Genomic DNA, 19447 nt, shown 5'->3' with positions numbered 1-19447 from the left:
GGAAAATGAATCATTTAATTAATTTTGAATTGTTTTTTTTGAAAGCCTTTCCGTCAAATTTATAGAACCTGGCTGCCCGGTGTGAGACATTCTTCTCAATCTCATCCAATGGAATGATGTAACTGAACGAAGAAACTTTTTTATGAAAATTTTTAATGTCAATTTTCTTCTCACTTAATGCACAATATAACTGATACAGTTGTCTTATTGTAAATTTTTTAGGTAAAAGTTCAAAAATAATTGAAAAATCAATCTCGATCCATTTTCGGATTTCAATCATGGATTCCTGTATGATCTTATTATGGTCAAACGGTAAGGACGGTACTTTGTCAACAGGATACCAGTCAACATTGCTGTATTTTGTACTGTTGATCTTATGGTCTATTTTACAGAGTGAAAGATAAGCAACCGTAATTATCCTGTCAATATTATGCTTATACTCCTTATCCATCCATTTAATATCATTTTGGTTACTTGCACGCATAGGATCAGCATAACATTTAAATTGTTTCAAAACCATTTTTTTGATTCCTGTAAGTTCATAGAGAACTCTGCCTGCAGCAGCATCAACATCTTCATTACTGTAGATCAGACTTCCCGCTAATCTTTTCTGCATTTCGCTCGGTGAACCTTCAGAATCGTGCTGAACCAATAAGATGTTTAGTTTATTGTCAAAGTCAAACCCAAAAACAACACAGTCAACTGAAACATAAGTATGAATAAAATCCGGAGCCATAATCAATGTTAACTTTTACGTAACATCACAAATATAAAAATTCAATTGATAAAAAAATAAAATTTACATTATATATTATATTCCTGATGGATATATGCGGGGTAAATATATAGGGCAGGTGTATCTCCTGTGATAAACTGATTACTGATAACGTTGATCCCAAACATATCGATGTGACAAACGCAACAAATGCACTGGGAATGATTGTTTACACATACAGCGGTAAGATCCACCATCCGAATTTTGTAAAGGTACAAGAGTTAAATTCTGACAATTTTAACGGCATGCCCAATTTGACTGACATTTCTTATACTTGGTGTAACCCTGATGGAAATATTTTAAGAGCAGAAATAACGTTCGTGTTCGGTCCCTGTATCTTTTCCTTTGCCTTAATGAAAGTATTTACAACCTCATCTCCGGACTAGTCATATCGTGACGGCTGACGAAGGAATATTTTCACTGCCATTGTGTTTACATTCGTGGAATGGAGCCGCGGTTTATACAGAAGTTGTAATTTAGTTAGTTTCCGGTTAGTTTCTCTAAAAGTTTGTTAAATAAAGAAAGATAAAACAGAATTGATCATAAATTTGGCATATAATTGGTAATCAGCATGGTATCAAATTATATTTTTATGAAAAAATACATTATTAAATTGTCTGTAGCACTCAGCTTTCTGACAGTTGCAGTATCATGCTCGAAAAAGAGTGAGTCAACACAGTCCGGAGATTCAAAGTCCGGAGATTCTACCAATGTCTCATCTATCAAGCCAACTGAAAATAAGCCGGAATGGGGGAAAACAATCAAACCGGAAATGCAGGCTGTTATGGAAAAACTTGCCAGCTATGGTGATAAACCTATCGAATCACTTTCACCTGAAGAAGCCAGAAAAAATCACACTCCCACAGATGCAGTGATGGATTTGGTGAAGGAAAACAATATTGCTATGCCAGCAGCGAAAGTCGATACCACAGGAACAGATATTGATGTCACGGGAGGTAAAATTCATCTTAGAATGTATACACCTAAAACCGGAAACGGACCCTTTCCAGTTATCGTATATTATCATGGAGGCGGTTTTGTAATTGCTGACCTTGACGTTTATAATGCATCGGCTCAGGGACTTGCCGAACAGACGGGTGCTGTTGTGGTATCTGTTGCTTACCGTCTGTCACCCGAGCATAAATTCCCGACTGCCCATAATGATGCTTTCGCAGCCTACGAATGGGTCGTTAAGAATGCTGCGTCAATAAAAGGTGATCCTAAAAAGATTGCTGTTGTAGGCGAAAGTGCAGGGGGAAATCTTGCTGCCAATGTTGCGATCATGGCAAGAGATAAAAAAATAACCTTACCGCTGCATCAGGTTCTTGTATATCCGATTGCACAATCTGATATGAACACAGGCTCTTATACAAAATATGCAGGGGCAAAGCCATTAAACAAACCGATGATGGCATGGTTTACAAAACATTACATGAATAATATGAACGAGGCTAAAGATCCTAGGATTTCTCTGGTGAATGCAAACCTGAAAGGGCTACCGGCAACAACCATTATTACTGCAGAGATCGATCCTTTACATGATGACGGAAAAATGCTGGCTGAGAAACTCACTGCTGCAGGCGTCAAAACGGACAGTAAAAATTATGATGGAGTAACACACGAATTCTTCGGAATGGCAATTATTGTTCCGGAAGCTAAGGATGCGCAGGCTTATGCTGCCGAACAGCTGAAATCAGCATTCAGATAATTTCTAAATTAGCTGTTAAAGATTTAAACGATCATTTCTTTACATTTAAAATAAAATCCCCGGTTTAAGAGACCGGGGATTTGTATTGATCATAAAAAAATGATACTGCTGATACCACAAAACAACAGAAAACTAATTATTTTTTTTTAGCGTTCTTCACTTTGTTGTAACTTTTCCGGCAAATTTAAGGCATTGAATTTTAGGTATTGCCAGAGACCTAATCCTTTGAATCTGTAAAATTTAAAAACCTGAAATTGTATTTTGTTACTAATTAATATTCTATCATTTAGCTTATGACAAATTTTTCTGACCAGCATCCATCCGAAAAACAGAAAATTGCCGAAACAGAAGCCCGTCTGAAAGCATTAATTGATGCTACTTCAGATGTTGTCTACTCTTTAAGTCCGGACTGGAGTGAAATGCGAGAACTTGACGGTAGAGGATTTCTGAAAGATGCACATGTCCCCAGTACAGACTGGAAGTCTCATAATATATATCCTGCTGATCTGGATCTTGTCAATGCAAAAATAGAAGAATGCATCCGTGAAAAAAAAGTTTTTCATCTGAAACACCGCGTTTTACGGGCTGATGGAACACCAGGGTGGACGTATTCCAAAGCAATACCTATTTTGGATGAGCATAACAATATTATTGAGTGGTTTGGATTGGCGAAGGATATTACCGACCGTAAAGAGAGTGAAGAAGCTTTACTTCAGGAGAAAGCAAAATCTGATCAGCAAAAACGGTTGTACGAAACTGTTACTTCATCAACGCCTGATCTCTTATATGTATTTGATCTTGACTATCGGTTCACGTACGCCAATCAGGCACTTCTTACTATGTGGGGTAAAACGTGGGAAAATTCGATAGGTAAGAGACTCGTGGAGAATGGTTATGAGCTATGGCATGCAGAAATGCATGAGAGAGAAATTGATCAGATAAAAAACACGAAACTTCCCATCCGTGGAGAAGTATCATTTCCGCATGCTGTTCTGGGAAGAAGAGTCTATGATTACATTTTCACACCTGTTTTCAATGAATATGGTGATGTTGAAGCAATTGCCGGTGCAACACGGGATGTCACGGACCGGAAAAAATGGGAAGAAAGTTTGGAAAACAGTTCTAACGAACTTCAGAAACTGAATGATGAACTTGCAAATACCAATCAGGAACTTGCCGCAACACTTGAAGAGGTAGCAAAAATCAATGATGAATTAGTTAAAGCCTATGCAAAAGTTGAAGAAAGTCAGACTGCTTTCCGCTTAGCGGTCAATGCAGCTAATTTCGGTACCTGGTTTGTCCACTCCATTACCAGGGAATTTATCACTGATGCCCGTTCAAAGCAATTGTTCGGATATTATGAAGATGAGCCATTTTCCATTGAGCAGGCCCTGGCACAGATTACTGAAGAATACCGCCCGATGGTATCTGCTAAACTGGAAAATGCAATTTATAACAATGGCGATTACGATGTTACTTATCCAGCTATCGGGTTTCATGATCAACGTCTCCGATGGCTGCGCGCTATAGGAAACCTCAAAGCAGATCCTTCCGGAGATTTTTCAGCATTTACCGGTGTTGTATTGGATATTACTGACCAGTACCTGGCCAATGTAAAGATCCAAAGAGCAGAAGAAAATTTAAGAATGGCAGTTGATGCGGCAGGTTTAGGGACCTTTCAGATCAGTGCAGATGACCGAGTCTTTACGGCTTCATCAAAACTTAAGGAATTTTTTGGTTTTTATCCTGACGAGCCAATGTCATATGACGCAGCAATCAATCAGATACATCCCGATTTCCGACAGGAAGTGGCAGTCAATGTTGAACGGGCATTTTCCGAAGGTATCCGCTTTGATATGGAACACCAGATCATCGGATACCATGATGAAAAGGTAAGATGGGTGCGTGCAATTGGTGAAGTACATCAGAAAGACAGCAAAAAATATTTCACCGGTGTTCTCCATGAGATTACAGAAAAAAAACTGGATGAAATCCGAAAAAATGATTTTATAGCGATGGTAAGCCATGAACTCAAAACACCACTTACCTCAGTTAAAGCCTATATTCAGCTGATGCAGCGTAAATTTGAAAAGATTGAAGATGACAATGTTTCTAAAATGCTGGATAAAACAGATCAGCAGATCACAAAAATGACTGCTATGATCAATGGCTTTTTAGATATATCAAGACTCGAATCAGGTAAAATACATATCAACAGAGAATCTTTTGACCTTGGCCTATTGGTAAAAGAAGCTGAGGAAGAATTTAATACGATCAGCAGCAGTCATCAACTTATCTTTGCCCCTGTAGAATCCGTGAAAATCAACGCTGACAGAAACAAGATCGGTCAGGTCATCCACAATCTGATCAGCAATGCCGTTAAATATTCTCCTACGGGAAGCTCAATTACGATCTCATGTACTTCGGATCATAAATTCGCCTACATAAGTGTTAAAGATAATGGCAGGGGAATTTCACCGGAGGATGCAGCACATATCTTCGACCGCTATTACAGGGTAGAAAATGATAATATGCATTCTATTGCCGGTTTTGGTATAGGGCTTTACCTCTGCTCAGAAATCATCAGCCGTCACCAGGGAAATATATCATTAAAAAGTGAAATTGACAAGGGATCTGATTTTATTTTTTCACTGCCCTTACCTGTATAGTTTCTGTTACTGTTTCTAAAATCAGTTAATAAATTATCAGATAGAATGGAAATCCACAGGATTTTACTAATTCACGATTTTTTGATACATCATTTCCTGGTTTTCATCCTGAAATTCAAATGTTGCTGTACTATTCATCCTGTAAAAAAACAGTTTGTTTAACCATCTGCTTAATCATCAGTATTTGTATCAGAAAAACAAAATTTCTTTTCCGAATCCCATTCTTTCCTGTAAAACATTCTGATACATTGTTGCTGTGCATTTTTGGAAGTGTGAATTTGCCATTTCTCTGCAACTGGCAACGTTTATGTAAAAGACAGTATGCATTTTTATTCAGACTTTCCATTTTACAATTTTAAATAATGCCAGCCCTGTATCTTTATTGCGAAATAATATATATATATATATATATATATATATTTAAAGCAAAAAGTCAACAGACTTTTCAACTGAAAATAAACCTTGAAATGAAATATATTGCTTTTACTTTAGTCTTTATTGCTTCAAGCCTGTCAGCTCAGCTTAACAAGTTTTCTGATCGTGAACTTTATGAACTGGGGAAAGTCTGGGGACTGGTAAAATATTATCATCCTGCAGTATCACAGGGAAAAATCGATTGGGATGCCGCTCTGCTTGAATCTTTTGGTGAAGTACCGAAATCCGGAATGAAAAACAATTTCGCAAAGTGGCTTGCTTTAGCTGATCAGACCAAATATGATCATATCGTGATCAAAGAAAGTGAGTGTGACAGCATCACAAACCGTAATTTTGATATTTCGTGGATCAGAAAAATAAGTAAAATCACTCCAGAAAACAGAACAAGGTTGTTAAATCTCGTTAACGAATCAAAAAATGTAGGCTCTTTCTACTCAAATTCTGCTAAGAACATCATTCGTTTCAACAGTACCAATGAAAAGGTTTTCGATAAATTTTCGGTTGAAGTCAAAATGCTGGAACTCTTCAGGATCTGGAATGCAATTGAGTATTTTTATCCATATAAATATCTGTTGGATCATAAGTGGGACGACATTTTAAAAAAGTATATTACTCTATTCAAAAAAATAAATACAGAGAAAGACTATCAATCAGCTTTAATGCTACTGGCCGCTGAAATTCAGGACAGTCATATTGAGATAGAAAAAAAGGTTCAATATGATGTAGTCGGTAAGTTATCATCACCCTTTATTTTCCAGATCGCTGACGGTAAGGTCATAATTACCGGCATTAAAGATATAGCTAAAATGAAGAAAGCCAACCTTGAGATTGGAGATGTTATTACGAAAATTGACGGTAAAACGGTCCTGAAAAATATCAATGAAAAATCTATGTATTTTGCCTATTCCAATGACGCTGTGAAATTGCGTGAAGCGTACAGCTATCTTTTCAGTAATGATGGTAAAAACATGCTCTTGGAAGGGATGAAAAAGAATGGAAAACCTTTTAAGACCACTTTGGAAAGGACAGAGCGTATTTTCAATAATGATTGGGACAAAGACGGAATTCCCAATTACCAATTGTTTTATAATGGCAAGACGTATACCTATTTAACCTATAATGAAAAAGAGAGTCGTCTCAATCCAAGTTTTCTGGTCGATGATAAGGTGTACTTCGAATTTTCTTCTTTAAGAGCATCCGAAATCCCATCATTGATGGACAAATACAGCAACACGAAAGGTATGGTCTTCGACCTGCGTGGTTATAGTAATGACGGTTCATTATTAAAAGTTTTTGACTATCTGTTCAGTAAACCGGAGCACTATGGAATTTTGATGCATGCTGATTTCAGCAAGCCCGGTACATTCTGCTTTGTGGACTATATTGTTGATAAAGATCATAAATTTGCCGGTAAGATCAATCCCAATCCTTACAAAGGGCAGGTTGTTGTTTTGATCAATGAATATACACAAAGTGCTGCAGAAATGTGGGCAATGATCTTTAAGAAAGTTCCGGGCGTCATCTTTGTAGGAAGTCAGACAGCAGGAGCTGACGGTAACAAAACCTCAATCAAACTTACGGACGGGAATGGCCTCATATTTTCCGGTCTTGGGATCTATTATCCGGATGGAGGTGAAACCCAGCGTATCGGCATCAGACCAGACGTCATTGTGCGACCAACTGTTGAAAGCATAAGAAATCAGCAGGATATGCTCCTTTTAAAGGCCTTTGAACTGATCGACAGGAAAAAGTAAAAGAGTTCAGGTTTAAAACTTATTCTAAACAGTTTTACTGTTTAGCTTTTAAAATTAATTAACCATCAAAAACCTGTTAAAATTATTTTTTAAAATAATGCACTGAAGGTAACCCATCAGATTTTTTACTGATTAGCTCCTGGTTAAAAAACTGAGCATGGATTGTAGAAAAACTACCTTGTTTTGTCAAATCGTTATGAAAACACGAACATCCATACCCGGAATATAACGTTCTTTCCACTCACTGTGACCTGCTTTTATCAATTTTCAATACACAAATTTGTTCTCTGTCAGGAGCTCATCATCTGCCAAACAGGTTAATTCTATTCTTCCTACAGGCTTTTACTTTCATAGTTATAAGCGTATCATACAGTCAGAACTTAACAAGTCCGATACGGTTTTATATATTGAAAACCTTTTGCAAATGAGCAGGATAATTTTCAAGTGTTCCAGTAATATCACCATCTTTGAAAATATCAAAACAGTTATAATCGGGCACAATTTCCACCCCGCAAAAACGATAGTTACTTGTAATTTGAATTAAGGCGTCAGCTGTACTTTTCCCTTCAAAAAGCATCTGAGCCGGGTCATCAAAACTGGCTTTGGGTGCATTCCAGGTCGAAGAAACCATGAATTTTCTGCCTTGCATTTTTCCCCCTGTCCCATATTGTTTAGTAGGATCTTCCCGCGTTCTGCCATCCCCTACCAAAAACTTTTCACTTAGCAAACCGCTGTTAAAGACATCATCCACATATTTTTTGTAGATCCAGGGTGCCCCGAACCAGTTAATAGGTGTTTGAAGGATAATAATTTCAGCTTGAAGGTGCTTCTCCACTTCTTCATCTGCATCATATCCATCTTCTACTTTGGTCTCTAATACCTTTACCCCTTTTGATAAGAAAAATTCTTTAGCCTTATTATGGAATGAATCATTCAGTTTACCTTCGCTCCAGTTAGGATAAGTTAAATGTGTATTGATCAGTAAAATTTTTTTTTCCGTACTCATCTTAATTCTATTTTTTTAGTTACTTTTTATTTTAAAACCCAAATACTTTTTTTAAATATTTTGAAAAATTATCAAGATCCTCTTTGATATGCTTATTATGAAATACATCGTAGCAGTGATATCCGGGAAGAACTTCAAAACCTACGAATCTATAGTTTGCACCAATATTAAACAAGGCATCATCGGCACTTTTACCTTGCCATGTTGGATTTTTGGGATTGTTGAAACTTTCTTCCGGTGCATTCCAGGTTGTGGAAATCAAAAACTTTTTACCATACATTTTTCCTCCTGTTCCATATTGTTTGCCAGGGTCTGTTTCGGAACGGCCATCGCCCGTTAAAAACTTTTTGCCAAACATGGCACTGGTGAAAACCTCATCGACATATTTTTTATAGATCCATGGTGTATTTTCCCAATTCACGGGTGTCTGCAATAGGATAATGTCGGCCTTCAGATGTTTCTCCACCTCCTCTTCCACATGGTAACCATTCTCAATTTTTGTTTCCAGCACTTTGAAGTTTTGAGACAGGAAAAATTCTTTAGCCCTGTCATAAAATGCCTGGTTCAGTTTTCCTTCAGAAAATCCTTTATACGTTAAATGTGCATTTAGGAGCAATACTGTTTTCTGTTTACCTGTCGATTGTGTCTGTGCATTGATTTTCATTCCAAATGTCAGTATTGTCACTAACATTGCTAAAAAAATTCTCGCTTTCATTTTATGTAATTCTAATATTTTTATATAATTTTTGACCATTTCTATTTAAAATATCAACCCAACCATTCAAGCATCACTTCAGAGATGCCATTAAAATTTGGCTACATATCCCGGACACATCATGGCTGTTAAAGAAAACTACATTAATTGGATTGGTAATTTTCGTCCAATATCCTGTACAGATCAATCAACGAAATTACTCTTGACAGAAATCCGGTAAATCAATGGATACAGATTTTGATTTTAAACGTAGTGAAAGGACATCATAGTATTCAATATCAATATTGCTGTTTAGAGGTATTCGCTCACCTAAGTACTCACTAAACGGTTCTATGTTTTTGAATAATTACGTTGAAAAAAAATTAATAATTTATTTATCAATTGCCAAAGAAGATGATAATACTCTGTAAGCATCAGCTTGCTCTTGCAATTCTTTTATTTTTCTTTCTGTTTCTGCGATGGCATCTGCCCCGGCTATCCAGCGTTTTGGAGGAGCAGTCTCGTGGGCAATGATCAGTATACCTTCTGCCAATTTAGCTGGATCACCTCCCTGAGTACCACTCATCGCCTGCCATCCAGGACGGAGAATCGCAATGCGTTCTGCGTAATCAGGAACGTTCAGTTCATTCCAGATCGTAGAAGATGGCTCCAGTAAATTGGTTCTGAAAAATCCCGGATTTACAATCGTAGTATTGATACCAAACTGGGAAACTTCCATTTGCAGAGATTCCATCCACCCTTCCAAAGCAAACTTAGACCCCGCCTACGCTGTGCATAGTTCGTATCCAACTAGACCTGCAGTCGATGAGATGGTGATAATGTGTCCTGCTTTATTACTTCTCATGATAGGCAAAATGGCTCGGGTCACATTCATGGGTCCAAAAACATTCACCGCAAACTGACGCTCGATCTGAGCCTGGCTCAACTCCTCGAAATAGCCCGCATAAAAGCTTCCTGCATTGTTTACCAGTATATCTACTGTACCGAATTTTTCGATGGCGTTATCTACTGCTGTGTTGATCTCTTCAATATTGGTAAGATCCATTTGTACCACCAATAGGTTATCGGTGTTATCACCGAATGCTTTTACGACTTTCTCAACATTTCTTCCGGTGGCGATTACTTTATTTCCTGCAGCAAGTGCAGACTTAGCTATTTCCAATCCTATTCCACTGCCTGCTCCGGTTACTAACCAAACTTTTGTATTTGTCATCTTTTTTATTTTTATTGTATACTTGCAGTACAAAGGTAGATACGGCCGACAATGTTGGTGGAAACAGATTACTAATAAAAAAGAAACATTTTACTGATAGAAAAAATGTTTAGGAAAGAGAACTCCTCTAGAAGCATCTGTAATGATCTGATCAATCACCTAAACGCGTGTAGATCGAGATAATAATTACAATGCACACGCCAAGTTATACAGGTGGTGATTATGGCTGAAAAGAGTAGTTCCAGAACCATGGTGATCGGATATTAATTCCTCCCAAACCCAATTCCAAAGGTCATCAAAAGCATAACAGCAACCATTAAGCACCTGCTACTGGATATTCAGACATAGTGATGCTCAGCCAAATCTACCATTCTGCAGGTTCGGCTTTAAATAAAAAAATCCCGAATTAACGGGATTTTATTGCTTATATTTAAATTTATTTTATCTCTAACGGAACTGAAATTTTATCCCAATCCATGGTGAATCCATTCCTGTTTATTTTGTAAACCAAAGCTTCCTGTTTTGTCTGTAAAGGTTTTGTTTTTACGTCAACACGAAGAGCATCTTTAGCTGCTTCGTATTTGTAAGCACCCCATTGTTTTGACTCTTTGTTAAAAATCGCAGTCCATGTCCCGCTTTCTTTTGGGATCAGGAAAAAGCTGTATTTACCTGCAGGGAGTTTTTTACCCTGAACGGTAATGTCTTTATCCGTTTCAAAAGTTGTTGCTTCATTGGCACCCGCACGCCAAACCTTATCATACGCTTCCAGACCACCCCAGATGGTACGTTCTTTTACAGAAGGACTGCTGTAGGCTATTGTAATTGTTGCATCTTTAACTTTTCCTGTCGCAGTAGCCGCAGGACTGGCAGGTTTTTTAGCATCCTGTGCAAATGCATTGACTGAAATCGTCATTGCAGCTAAAACCATGGTAGCAGATTTAATCATTGCTTTCATAATATTTTATTTATTTGTTTGTTGTAGTTCGTTTACGAATTTACGGTTTTCTGCTTATAAAAAATCAATCCGATTGACGAAAATATAATTACTGCCGCTGCCCCGATTACGTTAAGCCAAAGGAAAGAAACGATATCAAACTGATAAACCGCAATAACCGTAATTTCTGATAAAATTGCAGAAATAAATACATTCGCTCCGTTGATTTTTTTATAGTAAAAAGCGACAAGGAAAATTCCCAATATCGGGCCGTAGAAAAGCGAACCTAATACATTGACTGCCTCAATAAGAGAACCCATTTGAGTGGCAAACATCGCAACACCGATAGAGAATATTCCCCAGGCTAAAGTATGCAGTCGACTGTACTTCAACTCGGTAGCATCATCAGGAATTTCTTTTTTGAATATCAGATGAATATCTTTTAAAGAGCATGCTGCAAGGGAATTAAGTGCTGCCGAAATTGAACCCCAGCTGGCCAGAAAAATAACGGCAAACAGTAAACCAATCATTCCTACTGGTAAGGTGTTTTTTACGAAATACAGAAAAATATAATTGGTATCCGTTTTCTCCGCATTATAATTGGATCTGTTTATCGCTTCTTCTACCCTTCCGTGCAAATCTTTTACCTGAATCTGGGTATTTTTAAAATTCTGAATCGTTTTGTTAAGCCGGGGAGAATGAGTTTCTTTTAATTGTAGAATTTCTTTTGATTCCGTATTAAATTTTATCTGAAGATTCTGATGCTCTTTTTCAAATACCGCAGCCTGATCAGGTTTTGTTTCCTTTAAATGCTGATAAGACCGTTCGTTAAAATAAACCGGAGCCGGTTTTAGAGAAAAGAAAGCGAAAAGCAAAGCACCGATCAGGAGAATAGCAAACTGCATCGGAATTTTAACCAATCCGTTCAACAGCAAGCCCATCTTTGCATTGGTATTGTCTTTTGCTGTAATATATCTGCCAACCTGACTCTGATCTGTACCAAAGTAAGAAAGTGCGAGAAAAAAACCTCCGATCAAACCACTCCAAATATTGTATTTATCTTTCCAGTCGAATTCTGTGGTGATTACGTTGAGCTTTCCTGACTTCCCCGCCAAATAAAGCGCATCCTTAAAACCGATTCCATTCGGCATATTCTGAATAAGCAGATAACCAGCAAAAGCCATCGTTCCCAGAATGATGAGAAACTGTAATTTTTGGGTGTGAGCAATCGCTTTTGCACCGCCAACATAGGTATAAATCAACAGAATCCCGCCCGTTAAAACATTGGTCAAATAAATATCCCAGTTTAAAACACTTGACAAGATAATACTCGGAGCATAAATGCTGATTCCTGTTGATAAGCCTCTGGAAAAAAGAAAAAGAAGTGAGGTCAGTACCCGTGTTTTTTTATCAAAGCGGTTTTCCAGATATTCATAGGCGGTATAAACATTTAAGCGCTGAAAAATCGGGATGAAAGTAATACATATAACAATCATTGCCAAAGGCAAACCAAAGTAATACTGAACGAAACGCATGCCGTCTGTATAAGCCTGACCTGGTGCTGAAAGAAAAGTAATGGCACTTGCCTGAGTCGCCATAATACCAATCAGCACAATATACCAGGGCATTTTGTTATCTGCTTTAAGGTAGCTTTCATTGCTTTTTTGGCCACGACCGATGAATACGCCGTAAACCACCACTGCAACAAGTGTAAAAATCAGAACGGTCCAGTCTATAGTACTCATGTCCAGAATTTAGTAAACAAATAATAAAATACGATCTGTACTACCAATGCAATCGTCAGTAGTATGTACCAGATATTCCAATTTTTAAGCTGCCTGTTCATCAGTTTTTCTGTGCAGATAAAAAGTTTAAAAATAAACGGGCCGCACCAACATTACCCGCAGGTAACTGTCTGAAAAATGCCAATGGTGTATAAATAAAATTACCTTTCCCATATTTGGCGTATAAAGTTGATCCCTGCAGTGGCTCTTCATCTGTATCGTGCATTTCAAAAAGCGGTTCATATGCTGCATCCCACTGATCAGGGAAATAAGCACCACGCTCCTGTACCCAGCCATTAAAATCATCAGTCGTAATTTTGTTTGGAAAGTTCAGTAATTTATGACTGGGATTTAAAAATTTAACCACAGCATTTTCTTCAGTAACCCGCTTGTTGGCAATATTGAAGCTGTACATTCCCAATTGGTTAACTGTAGTATCCTGATTGGTGTTATACTGCATTACCAAATTACCACCAGCCTTTACATAAGACCATAAAAAAGGTATCCAGCGAGCTAACTTTTTCTCTGTGTTATTGGCACGAACGCCAAATATGATGGCGTCATATTGCGACAGTTTGTTTTGACTACCGTTTCCATCTGATCCATCTGTGTTTCCGTAAAAATCTTCATCTTTCAGTACATCTACCTGAATGCCTGCAATGCGGAGGAACTCCGGAATGAAATCGCCAGCGCCCTGTATGTAACCCACTTTTTTAACCTTCGCCTGTATATCGCCTTTCATCACGGTTACGCTTGCCGGCGCAAAATATTGTAACGAAGGTAAATGCGGATACTGAATTAATATTTGTTTTTTATTATAAGTAACCCCATCTACTATAAAATTTGCGTCCAGTTGTAAGCGGGATGAATGTATAGCGGCAAGCTTAGCTTTTGGAATAACGAAATTGAAGGTGGCATCTTTTCCATTGATCGGATTTAATTCGCCACCGCCCAAACTTTCTCCTTGATACATCAGGTTGACGATACCTCTATTTTTAAACGGCTTGTTTGAATTGACCTTAAAATGTAAACTCACATTTAAATCTTCATTTTCCTTAATGAGATAAAGCGGTTGTACAAATTTCAGTTCCATTGCAGGAACAATGCGCAATTGTTCCACCACATCACCCCGCACAGGGTCCAGTTTTTTGAAAGATAGAGGAAGTGTAACCTGAAACTTTTCCGAACCTATTTTTAAACTAAGCAAAACATTCAATGGTGATTCTGCCTCAGGCAAACCGGTTAAAGTATCATTCGGAATAGAGAAAGTTGCTGCGTCTGTGGCTGGCTTTGCCAACCAGTAAGGTTCGGTGAGTGCTGCATCTGCAGGAATCTGAATTTCGTGAGAAATGGTAATTAGAGAATCTTTCGATAGTTTTCTTCTGAAGCTTTCTGATTTGCTTAACCATTGTACATTTTCTAAAATGACAGGATTTTCTGCTCTTGAAATCAGATTTAGCCTGAAATTATAGTTATCCCCTGCAACAGCTTCAGCATGATTGGTAACAACCTCGCCCATGAACCCCGCACAGCTTAAAATGATAGCGTCAAGAGATTTAATTTTATCCCTTTTCAGATTTACATCAGTGAGCGCCATAATCTTTTTTCGTAAGACAAGTAAAGCAGGTAAGCTCAAATCAGGTTTATTAGGATTGAAGGCGGAAATAATTTTGTCTAATGACTGGTCAATATCAGCATTTCCTTTTTCGGTCCAGGTTGTCACGACTCCATCAAAAAGTGTTGTTTTAGCAGGCTCGCCAAGAACAGGGCTAAAATATTCAGTTTTGATGCCTGCTACAGACTGTGTTCCCGCACCCTGGCTTTTATGTAAACTTCTGCTTAATCCTGCCAATTCACCATATCCCATCCCCAATTGCGCATCATATTGCCCAACGGTAATTTTCAGTTGGTTTTCGGCAGTAGTATTGACCGCACCAAAACGGAACGTATTCCATAATATGCGTTTTGGTTGCCATGCACTGATATATTTCAGTTGGTTTGGGAAAGCAGTTTTGTCACCTGCCAGCTTAAAAGCTTTTTCCGCAACCACAGCCGAAGCAGCATGCTGTCCGTGGCCTGCCGCAGCAGTAGGCGGAAAACGGCAGATGATCACATCCGGACGGAATTTACGGATGACCCAAACTACATCAGCTATAATGCTGTTTTCATCCCACTGTTTAAAGGTATCGGTCGTATTTTTAGAGAAACCGAAATCAATCGCACGGGTAAAAAACTGCCGGGCACCGTCTAACTTTCTTGCTTCTAAAAGTTCATGCGTTCTGATTAAGCCCAATGCAGCACCCTGCTCTGTGCCCAATAAATTCTGACCACCATCACCTCTGGTTAAAGACAGATAGCCCGTTTCTACATTCTGGTAGTTGATCAACCAGGAGAGTAATCCTGTATTTTCATCATCGGGATGAGCCGCAAGGTATAAAACTTTGGGGATGTGTTTAAATGTTTTGAGTTCGCGATAAATTTCAGATGATTTTGAGGGACGGACCTGTTGCGCCGAACAAAAAACCGTATAAAAGCCAAGGATAAATACAGTGATTACTTTTTTGAACATTTGAATTTGCTTTGCGGGGCAAATATACATAATTGCTATTTGCTGACGATTTTAAAATCATTGTTTTATTACGCATGATTTATGATAAACTTTATTATTATTTTAAGAGGGACAAACTAATTAACCTGAGTTCGGGATAAACATTTTTTTAAATAATTGATTTTCAAAATAATGTTATTTTATCGCAAAGAAAAACAAAGAAATACTACTTTTTGAAGCTCTTTCAAGTTAAACAATGCCACTTCGTTTATCAAAGTTATACAGGAATTTTGTATTACCCTGATAAGTTTAACGCCTTTCTTTATCCTAATGTTGAAAAGCATATGATTACTATTTTTGTTTAGCTTTGCGTTTTACAGAGCCTTATCCCGAACTGAGGTTAATTATGAAATTTCCTGCAGTAATACAAAGTATTATGATCTCATGCAGTGATAATAATTCCATTTTTTAATACCTGTAACCTAATTTCTATCCTTACTGTAGAAATTTCTGAGTCAAGTACGTTATAATGTTGTTATTCAAACTATTGGCAAAAGGTCATTTGCATTGCATTCATCCTTCCGCCGTACACTTTTAATTTTGCAAATTCAGTCTCCAACTCATGAAATTCCGAAGCTGTCAGTCTTATATCATATGCACCTAAATTTTCATTGAGGTGGGGAGTATTTCTGGTTCCGGTAATTGAAACAATGAATGGTTTTTTTGCAAGAAGCCAAGCCAGTGCGATCTGTGAAGCTGTTGCATTCTTGTTTGATGCAAAACGGTTAAGAAGATTCACAATCGGCATATTCGCTGCCAGAACTTCAGGGGTGAATCTATCAAATGTAGAACGCAGATCCAATTTACTGTCGAAAGGGGTCTGCGCATTCAGTTTTCCTGTCAGATAACCCATTCCGAGTGGTCCCCAAGGTACAAAACCAATTCCCAGTTCTTCACAAAGATCAAGAACGCCATTTTTCTCAACACTTCTTTCCATAAAAGAATATTCTGTCTGAATGGCAGAAACAGGCTGTACTGCATGTGCCTTGCGAATGGTCGCAGTATTTGCTTCTGAAAGACCAAAATGTAAAACCTTTCCCTGTTGAATTAAATCCCTGACTGTTCCTGCAACATCTTCGATTGGCACATTCGGGTCAACTCTGTGTTGATATAACAGATCGATACGGTCTGTTTGAAGACGCTTCAGACATTCATCAACTGCTTTCTTTATATGTTCAGGTTTACTGTTCAAACCCACGTTAGGCCCACCGATATCAAAACCAAACTTGGTAGCAATTACTACTGTATCTCTAAACGGTTGTAAAGCTTCTCCGACCAGTTTCTCATTCGTATAAGGACCATAAACCTCAGCAGTATCAAAAAAAGTAACACCATTTTCATACGCTTTCCGGATGGTTCTGATTCCTTCTTCAATTTTTGCCGGGGCTCCGTAGTTAGCACTAATACTCATACAACCTGCACCCAATGCAGAAACTTTTAATTTACCAAGATTCCTTGTACTCATTTTATCTTTTTTATCGGTGTTGATACTATCTGATTCCATATCTCTGACGGACGCTGAGATCAGGGCAGGCGCAAACATCAATCCGGCTCCGGCAATTACGGATTGTTGAAGAAATTTTCTGCGGGAGTTTTCGCCATTGTTTATATTTTTCATTTTCCATTTCTAATATTTTAAATTACAGATCAAAGATAGCTTCAGAGAAAAAAAACCGTGGAAACAAATTACCAGTAAAAAAGAGACAAATTACCGATAACAGAAAAACGCTCTTTTAGGAGCGTTTATTTTTACATTAGTTATTCTGAAGAAATTGTTGTCTGTAATCTTTCGGACTTAATCCTACAAATTTTTTAAAGAATTTTGAAAAGTAGTTGGGATATTCAAAACCCAGTTCATAGGCAATTTCAGTTGTATTTAATTTTTGATTTTCTGTAAGAAGTTCCTTAGCTCTTTTAATTATGAAATCATGAATATTCTCCAAAGCAGATTTTTTTGTAAAATGTTTAATGATATCACCCAGATAATTAGCTGTTATCCCCAGCTGATCTGCAAAATACTGAACATTGGGAAGATGTTTTACAGGTCCATTATAGTAGTCAACCAGACTTTGCTGAAAATCGGTAACTACACGGTTGTATTGTTTAGGATCTGTAGAAAATTGTCTTTTGTAAAAAGATTCCACCAAAGAAAGCAGCACATTGACATAAGACAGTAATACTCCAAAGTGCCTGACTTCGTTCTCATAATATTTGATCATCAATTTAAAAACAGCGCTCACTTCTGTGACCTCATCATCTGTAAGATACAAAGCCTCATGCTGTCCGTAATCCAGATAAGTCTTGAATAAAAACCGGTGTTCTTCAATGATGTTTTTCGAAATTTGGAGATACATGCCTGTAAAAGTAGGTTCAGCGTCCCAACCTGGTTGGATGATCAGATCCGGTGTATTGAAAAATACTGCAGAAACGGGATCGACATCCGGCGTAGATTTTCTTTTGTATCTGATCTTTATGGAGATTCTATAAAAATCGACAACGACCGGCCCGGAATCAATGATGATCTTTGGCGGATCATAATAACCAACGTCTATATCGTTATCCATAGGCGCAGGCAGCCCAATAGCCTGATTGTATGCCGCAAAGTCTTTATAGGTTTTCATTTTACAAATTTATAGAATTGAAATTATTCTAATCAAATTATACAGATGAGATTTAGCTGAACGCAGCATTTGAAACAAGCTGAAAAATGTAATTATTATTAAAGCTTCAGCACATTACTAAAAGATGTACTTTTGGATAATTTGAAAAATGGGCAATAACATTTAGACATTTATAAGAAGGAACTAGCCTTGCAGATTTCCCATTCAATAATAGACTGAGTAATGCCGGAGAGAAACATTTGAGAGGTAGGGTAGATTATGAAGAATATCAATATCAACTGATCAAAGATTAAGGTAAGTGGAAATTGAAAGCCTAAAATGAAACTGATAAATAATAAAAACACTCATCTCCTAATGAGATAAGGTAAGGTGGTAAAGTATTGTCTGATTAATTTATCACATCTCTATGACAAAATTGGTAATGAAACAAAAAAAAGGCAGGTATATATTCAACTAATGCTGAAAAATTGAATTTCACAATACAGTATTTCGAACATCCGCTAATACTTCACAGTATTTCGCATCTTACTGATTTGCAAAACTTAGAGATTAAAATAAAAAAAGCACTCCTAAAAGTGCTTTTTCTTTGGTGACCTCAGCGGTGCATTTTTCGAAAAATTTTGTAGAGGATTTGAATAAACTTGCAGAGCTTTCGACAATCATCTATAATCAAAAATAGGGTATCGTAAATTATTTTTTTAACCAAGTATATAAATTAAATAAACTTTAAAGATACTGATCAGACTTTTCTACGTCGGTGTTTTCTACGTTAATGAAATCATTTCTGTTACTGAAGAATTATTTGTAGAATTATACAGCTCAGAGAATACTCTAAACGGCTGGACTAAGGACCGTTTTAATTTTAATATTAAAGACTGGCAACAATTTGATATTGTTACAAATTTAATTGGGTGACGAATTGCGTAAAGCATAGAGACGGCTACATTACAAAAAACCTAAAACAAAAGAGTATGAGAATGCTAGTGAAGAAGAAAAATTTTAAATTAATGTCAAAAAGTTTGAAAATAACTATAAATTGATCATTCCCTTTTTTCCAATTTACTTACAGTTAATGTTTCTTTTTGCACAACATAAAATTCTTGTTGAGGATCTTGAAAACAATCAGAATCTGCAAGATGAGTTCACAATCGCGCAAAACGAACGCCTTACAAAACTTGAATATTCGCTAAGACACTGCTGCTAAAGCATTTAAGAATAATATAAG

General features: G+C 37.3%; 12 protein-coding genes and 1 pseudogene. 4 read left to right on the top strand and 9 right to left on the bottom strand.

Annotation, left to right across the window (positions count from 1 at the left end; genetic code table 11):
- Positions 1-10 precede the first annotated feature (10 nt).
- Entirely contained in the window at positions 11-736 is a 726-nt protein-coding gene (locus tag AC2A07_RS05640; RefSeq protein WP_484049605.1) for an NUDIX hydrolase, read from the bottom strand.
- 122 nt (positions 737-858) lie between these two features.
- Here AC2A07_RS05640 and AC2A07_RS05635 point away from each other — a divergent pair, with 122 nt between their 5' ends.
- The 4 genes from AC2A07_RS05635 to AC2A07_RS05620 all read left to right on the top strand — a co-directional run bounded on the left by AC2A07_RS05635 (position 859) and on the right by AC2A07_RS05620 (position 7341).
- Positions 859-1161 (top strand): CIS tube protein, encoded by a 303-nt coding sequence (locus tag AC2A07_RS05635; RefSeq protein WP_484049629.1) that lies wholly within the window; start codon positions 859-861, stop codon positions 1159-1161.
- 206 nt (positions 1162-1367) lie between these two features.
- The gene (locus AC2A07_RS05630; protein WP_484049604.1) at positions 1368-2483 is read left to right on the top strand and encodes an alpha/beta hydrolase; all 1116 of its coding nucleotides are present in this window, start codon (positions 1368-1370) and stop codon (positions 2481-2483) included.
- 293 nt (positions 2484-2776) lie between these two features.
- Complete coding sequence (locus tag AC2A07_RS05625; RefSeq protein ID WP_484049603.1) at positions 2777-5152, top strand: PAS domain-containing sensor histidine kinase; 2376 nt, start codon at positions 2777-2779, stop codon at positions 5150-5152.
- Positions 5153-5619: 467 nt separating this feature from the next.
- Positions 5620-7341 carry a S41 family peptidase gene (locus AC2A07_RS05620; RefSeq protein ID WP_484049602.1) on the top strand — a complete coding sequence of 574 codons (1722 nt, stop codon included), beginning with the start codon at positions 5620-5622 and terminating at the stop codon, positions 7339-7341.
- Between the two features lie 400 nt (positions 7342-7741).
- Here AC2A07_RS05620 and AC2A07_RS05615 read toward each other — a convergent pair whose 3' ends face one another.
- From AC2A07_RS05615 to AC2A07_RS05580, 8 genes and pseudogenes are all read right to left on the bottom strand, one after another.
- Positions 7742-8347: an NAD(P)H-dependent oxidoreductase gene (locus AC2A07_RS05615; RefSeq protein ID WP_484049601.1), complete on the bottom strand. Its 606-nt coding sequence runs from the start codon at positions 8345-8347 to the stop codon at positions 7742-7744.
- Between the two features lie 31 nt (positions 8348-8378).
- The gene (locus tag AC2A07_RS05610) at positions 8379-9062 is read right to left on the bottom strand and encodes an NAD(P)H-dependent oxidoreductase (protein WP_484049600.1); all 684 of its coding nucleotides are present in this window, start codon (positions 9060-9062) and stop codon (positions 8379-8381) included.
- 370 nt (positions 9063-9432) lie between these two features.
- Positions 9433-10275, bottom strand: a pseudogene (locus tag AC2A07_RS05605) (SDR family oxidoreductase).
- A gap of 436 nt (positions 10276-10711) precedes the next feature.
- Entirely contained in the window at positions 10712-11230 is a 519-nt protein-coding gene (locus tag AC2A07_RS05600; protein WP_484049599.1) for a DUF2911 domain-containing protein, read from the bottom strand.
- Positions 11231-11262: 32 nt separating this feature from the next.
- Positions 11263-12954, bottom strand: coding sequence for a sodium:solute symporter family protein (locus AC2A07_RS05595; protein ID WP_484049598.1), 1692 nt, complete (start codon positions 12952-12954; stop codon positions 11263-11265).
- Between the two features lie 100 nt (positions 12955-13054).
- Positions 13055-15562, bottom strand: coding sequence for a PIG-L family deacetylase (locus AC2A07_RS05590; protein WP_484049597.1), 2508 nt, complete (start codon positions 15560-15562; stop codon positions 13055-13057).
- Between the two features lie 523 nt (positions 15563-16085).
- Positions 16086-17219, bottom strand: a complete 1134-nt coding sequence (locus AC2A07_RS05585) for an aldo/keto reductase (RefSeq protein WP_484049596.1) — start codon at positions 17217-17219, stop codon at positions 16086-16088.
- A 136-nt stretch (positions 17220-17355) separates the two neighbouring features.
- On the bottom strand, positions 17356-18222 hold the full coding sequence (locus AC2A07_RS05580; RefSeq protein WP_484049595.1) for a helix-turn-helix domain-containing protein: 867 nt from the start codon (positions 18220-18222) through the stop codon (positions 17356-17358).
- Positions 18223-19447: the final 1225 nt, after the last annotated feature.

Source organism: Chryseobacterium sp. HNCC26DJ238 (genome assembly GCF_057180465.1).
This window is presented reverse-complemented; position numbering and strand designations above follow the sequence as displayed.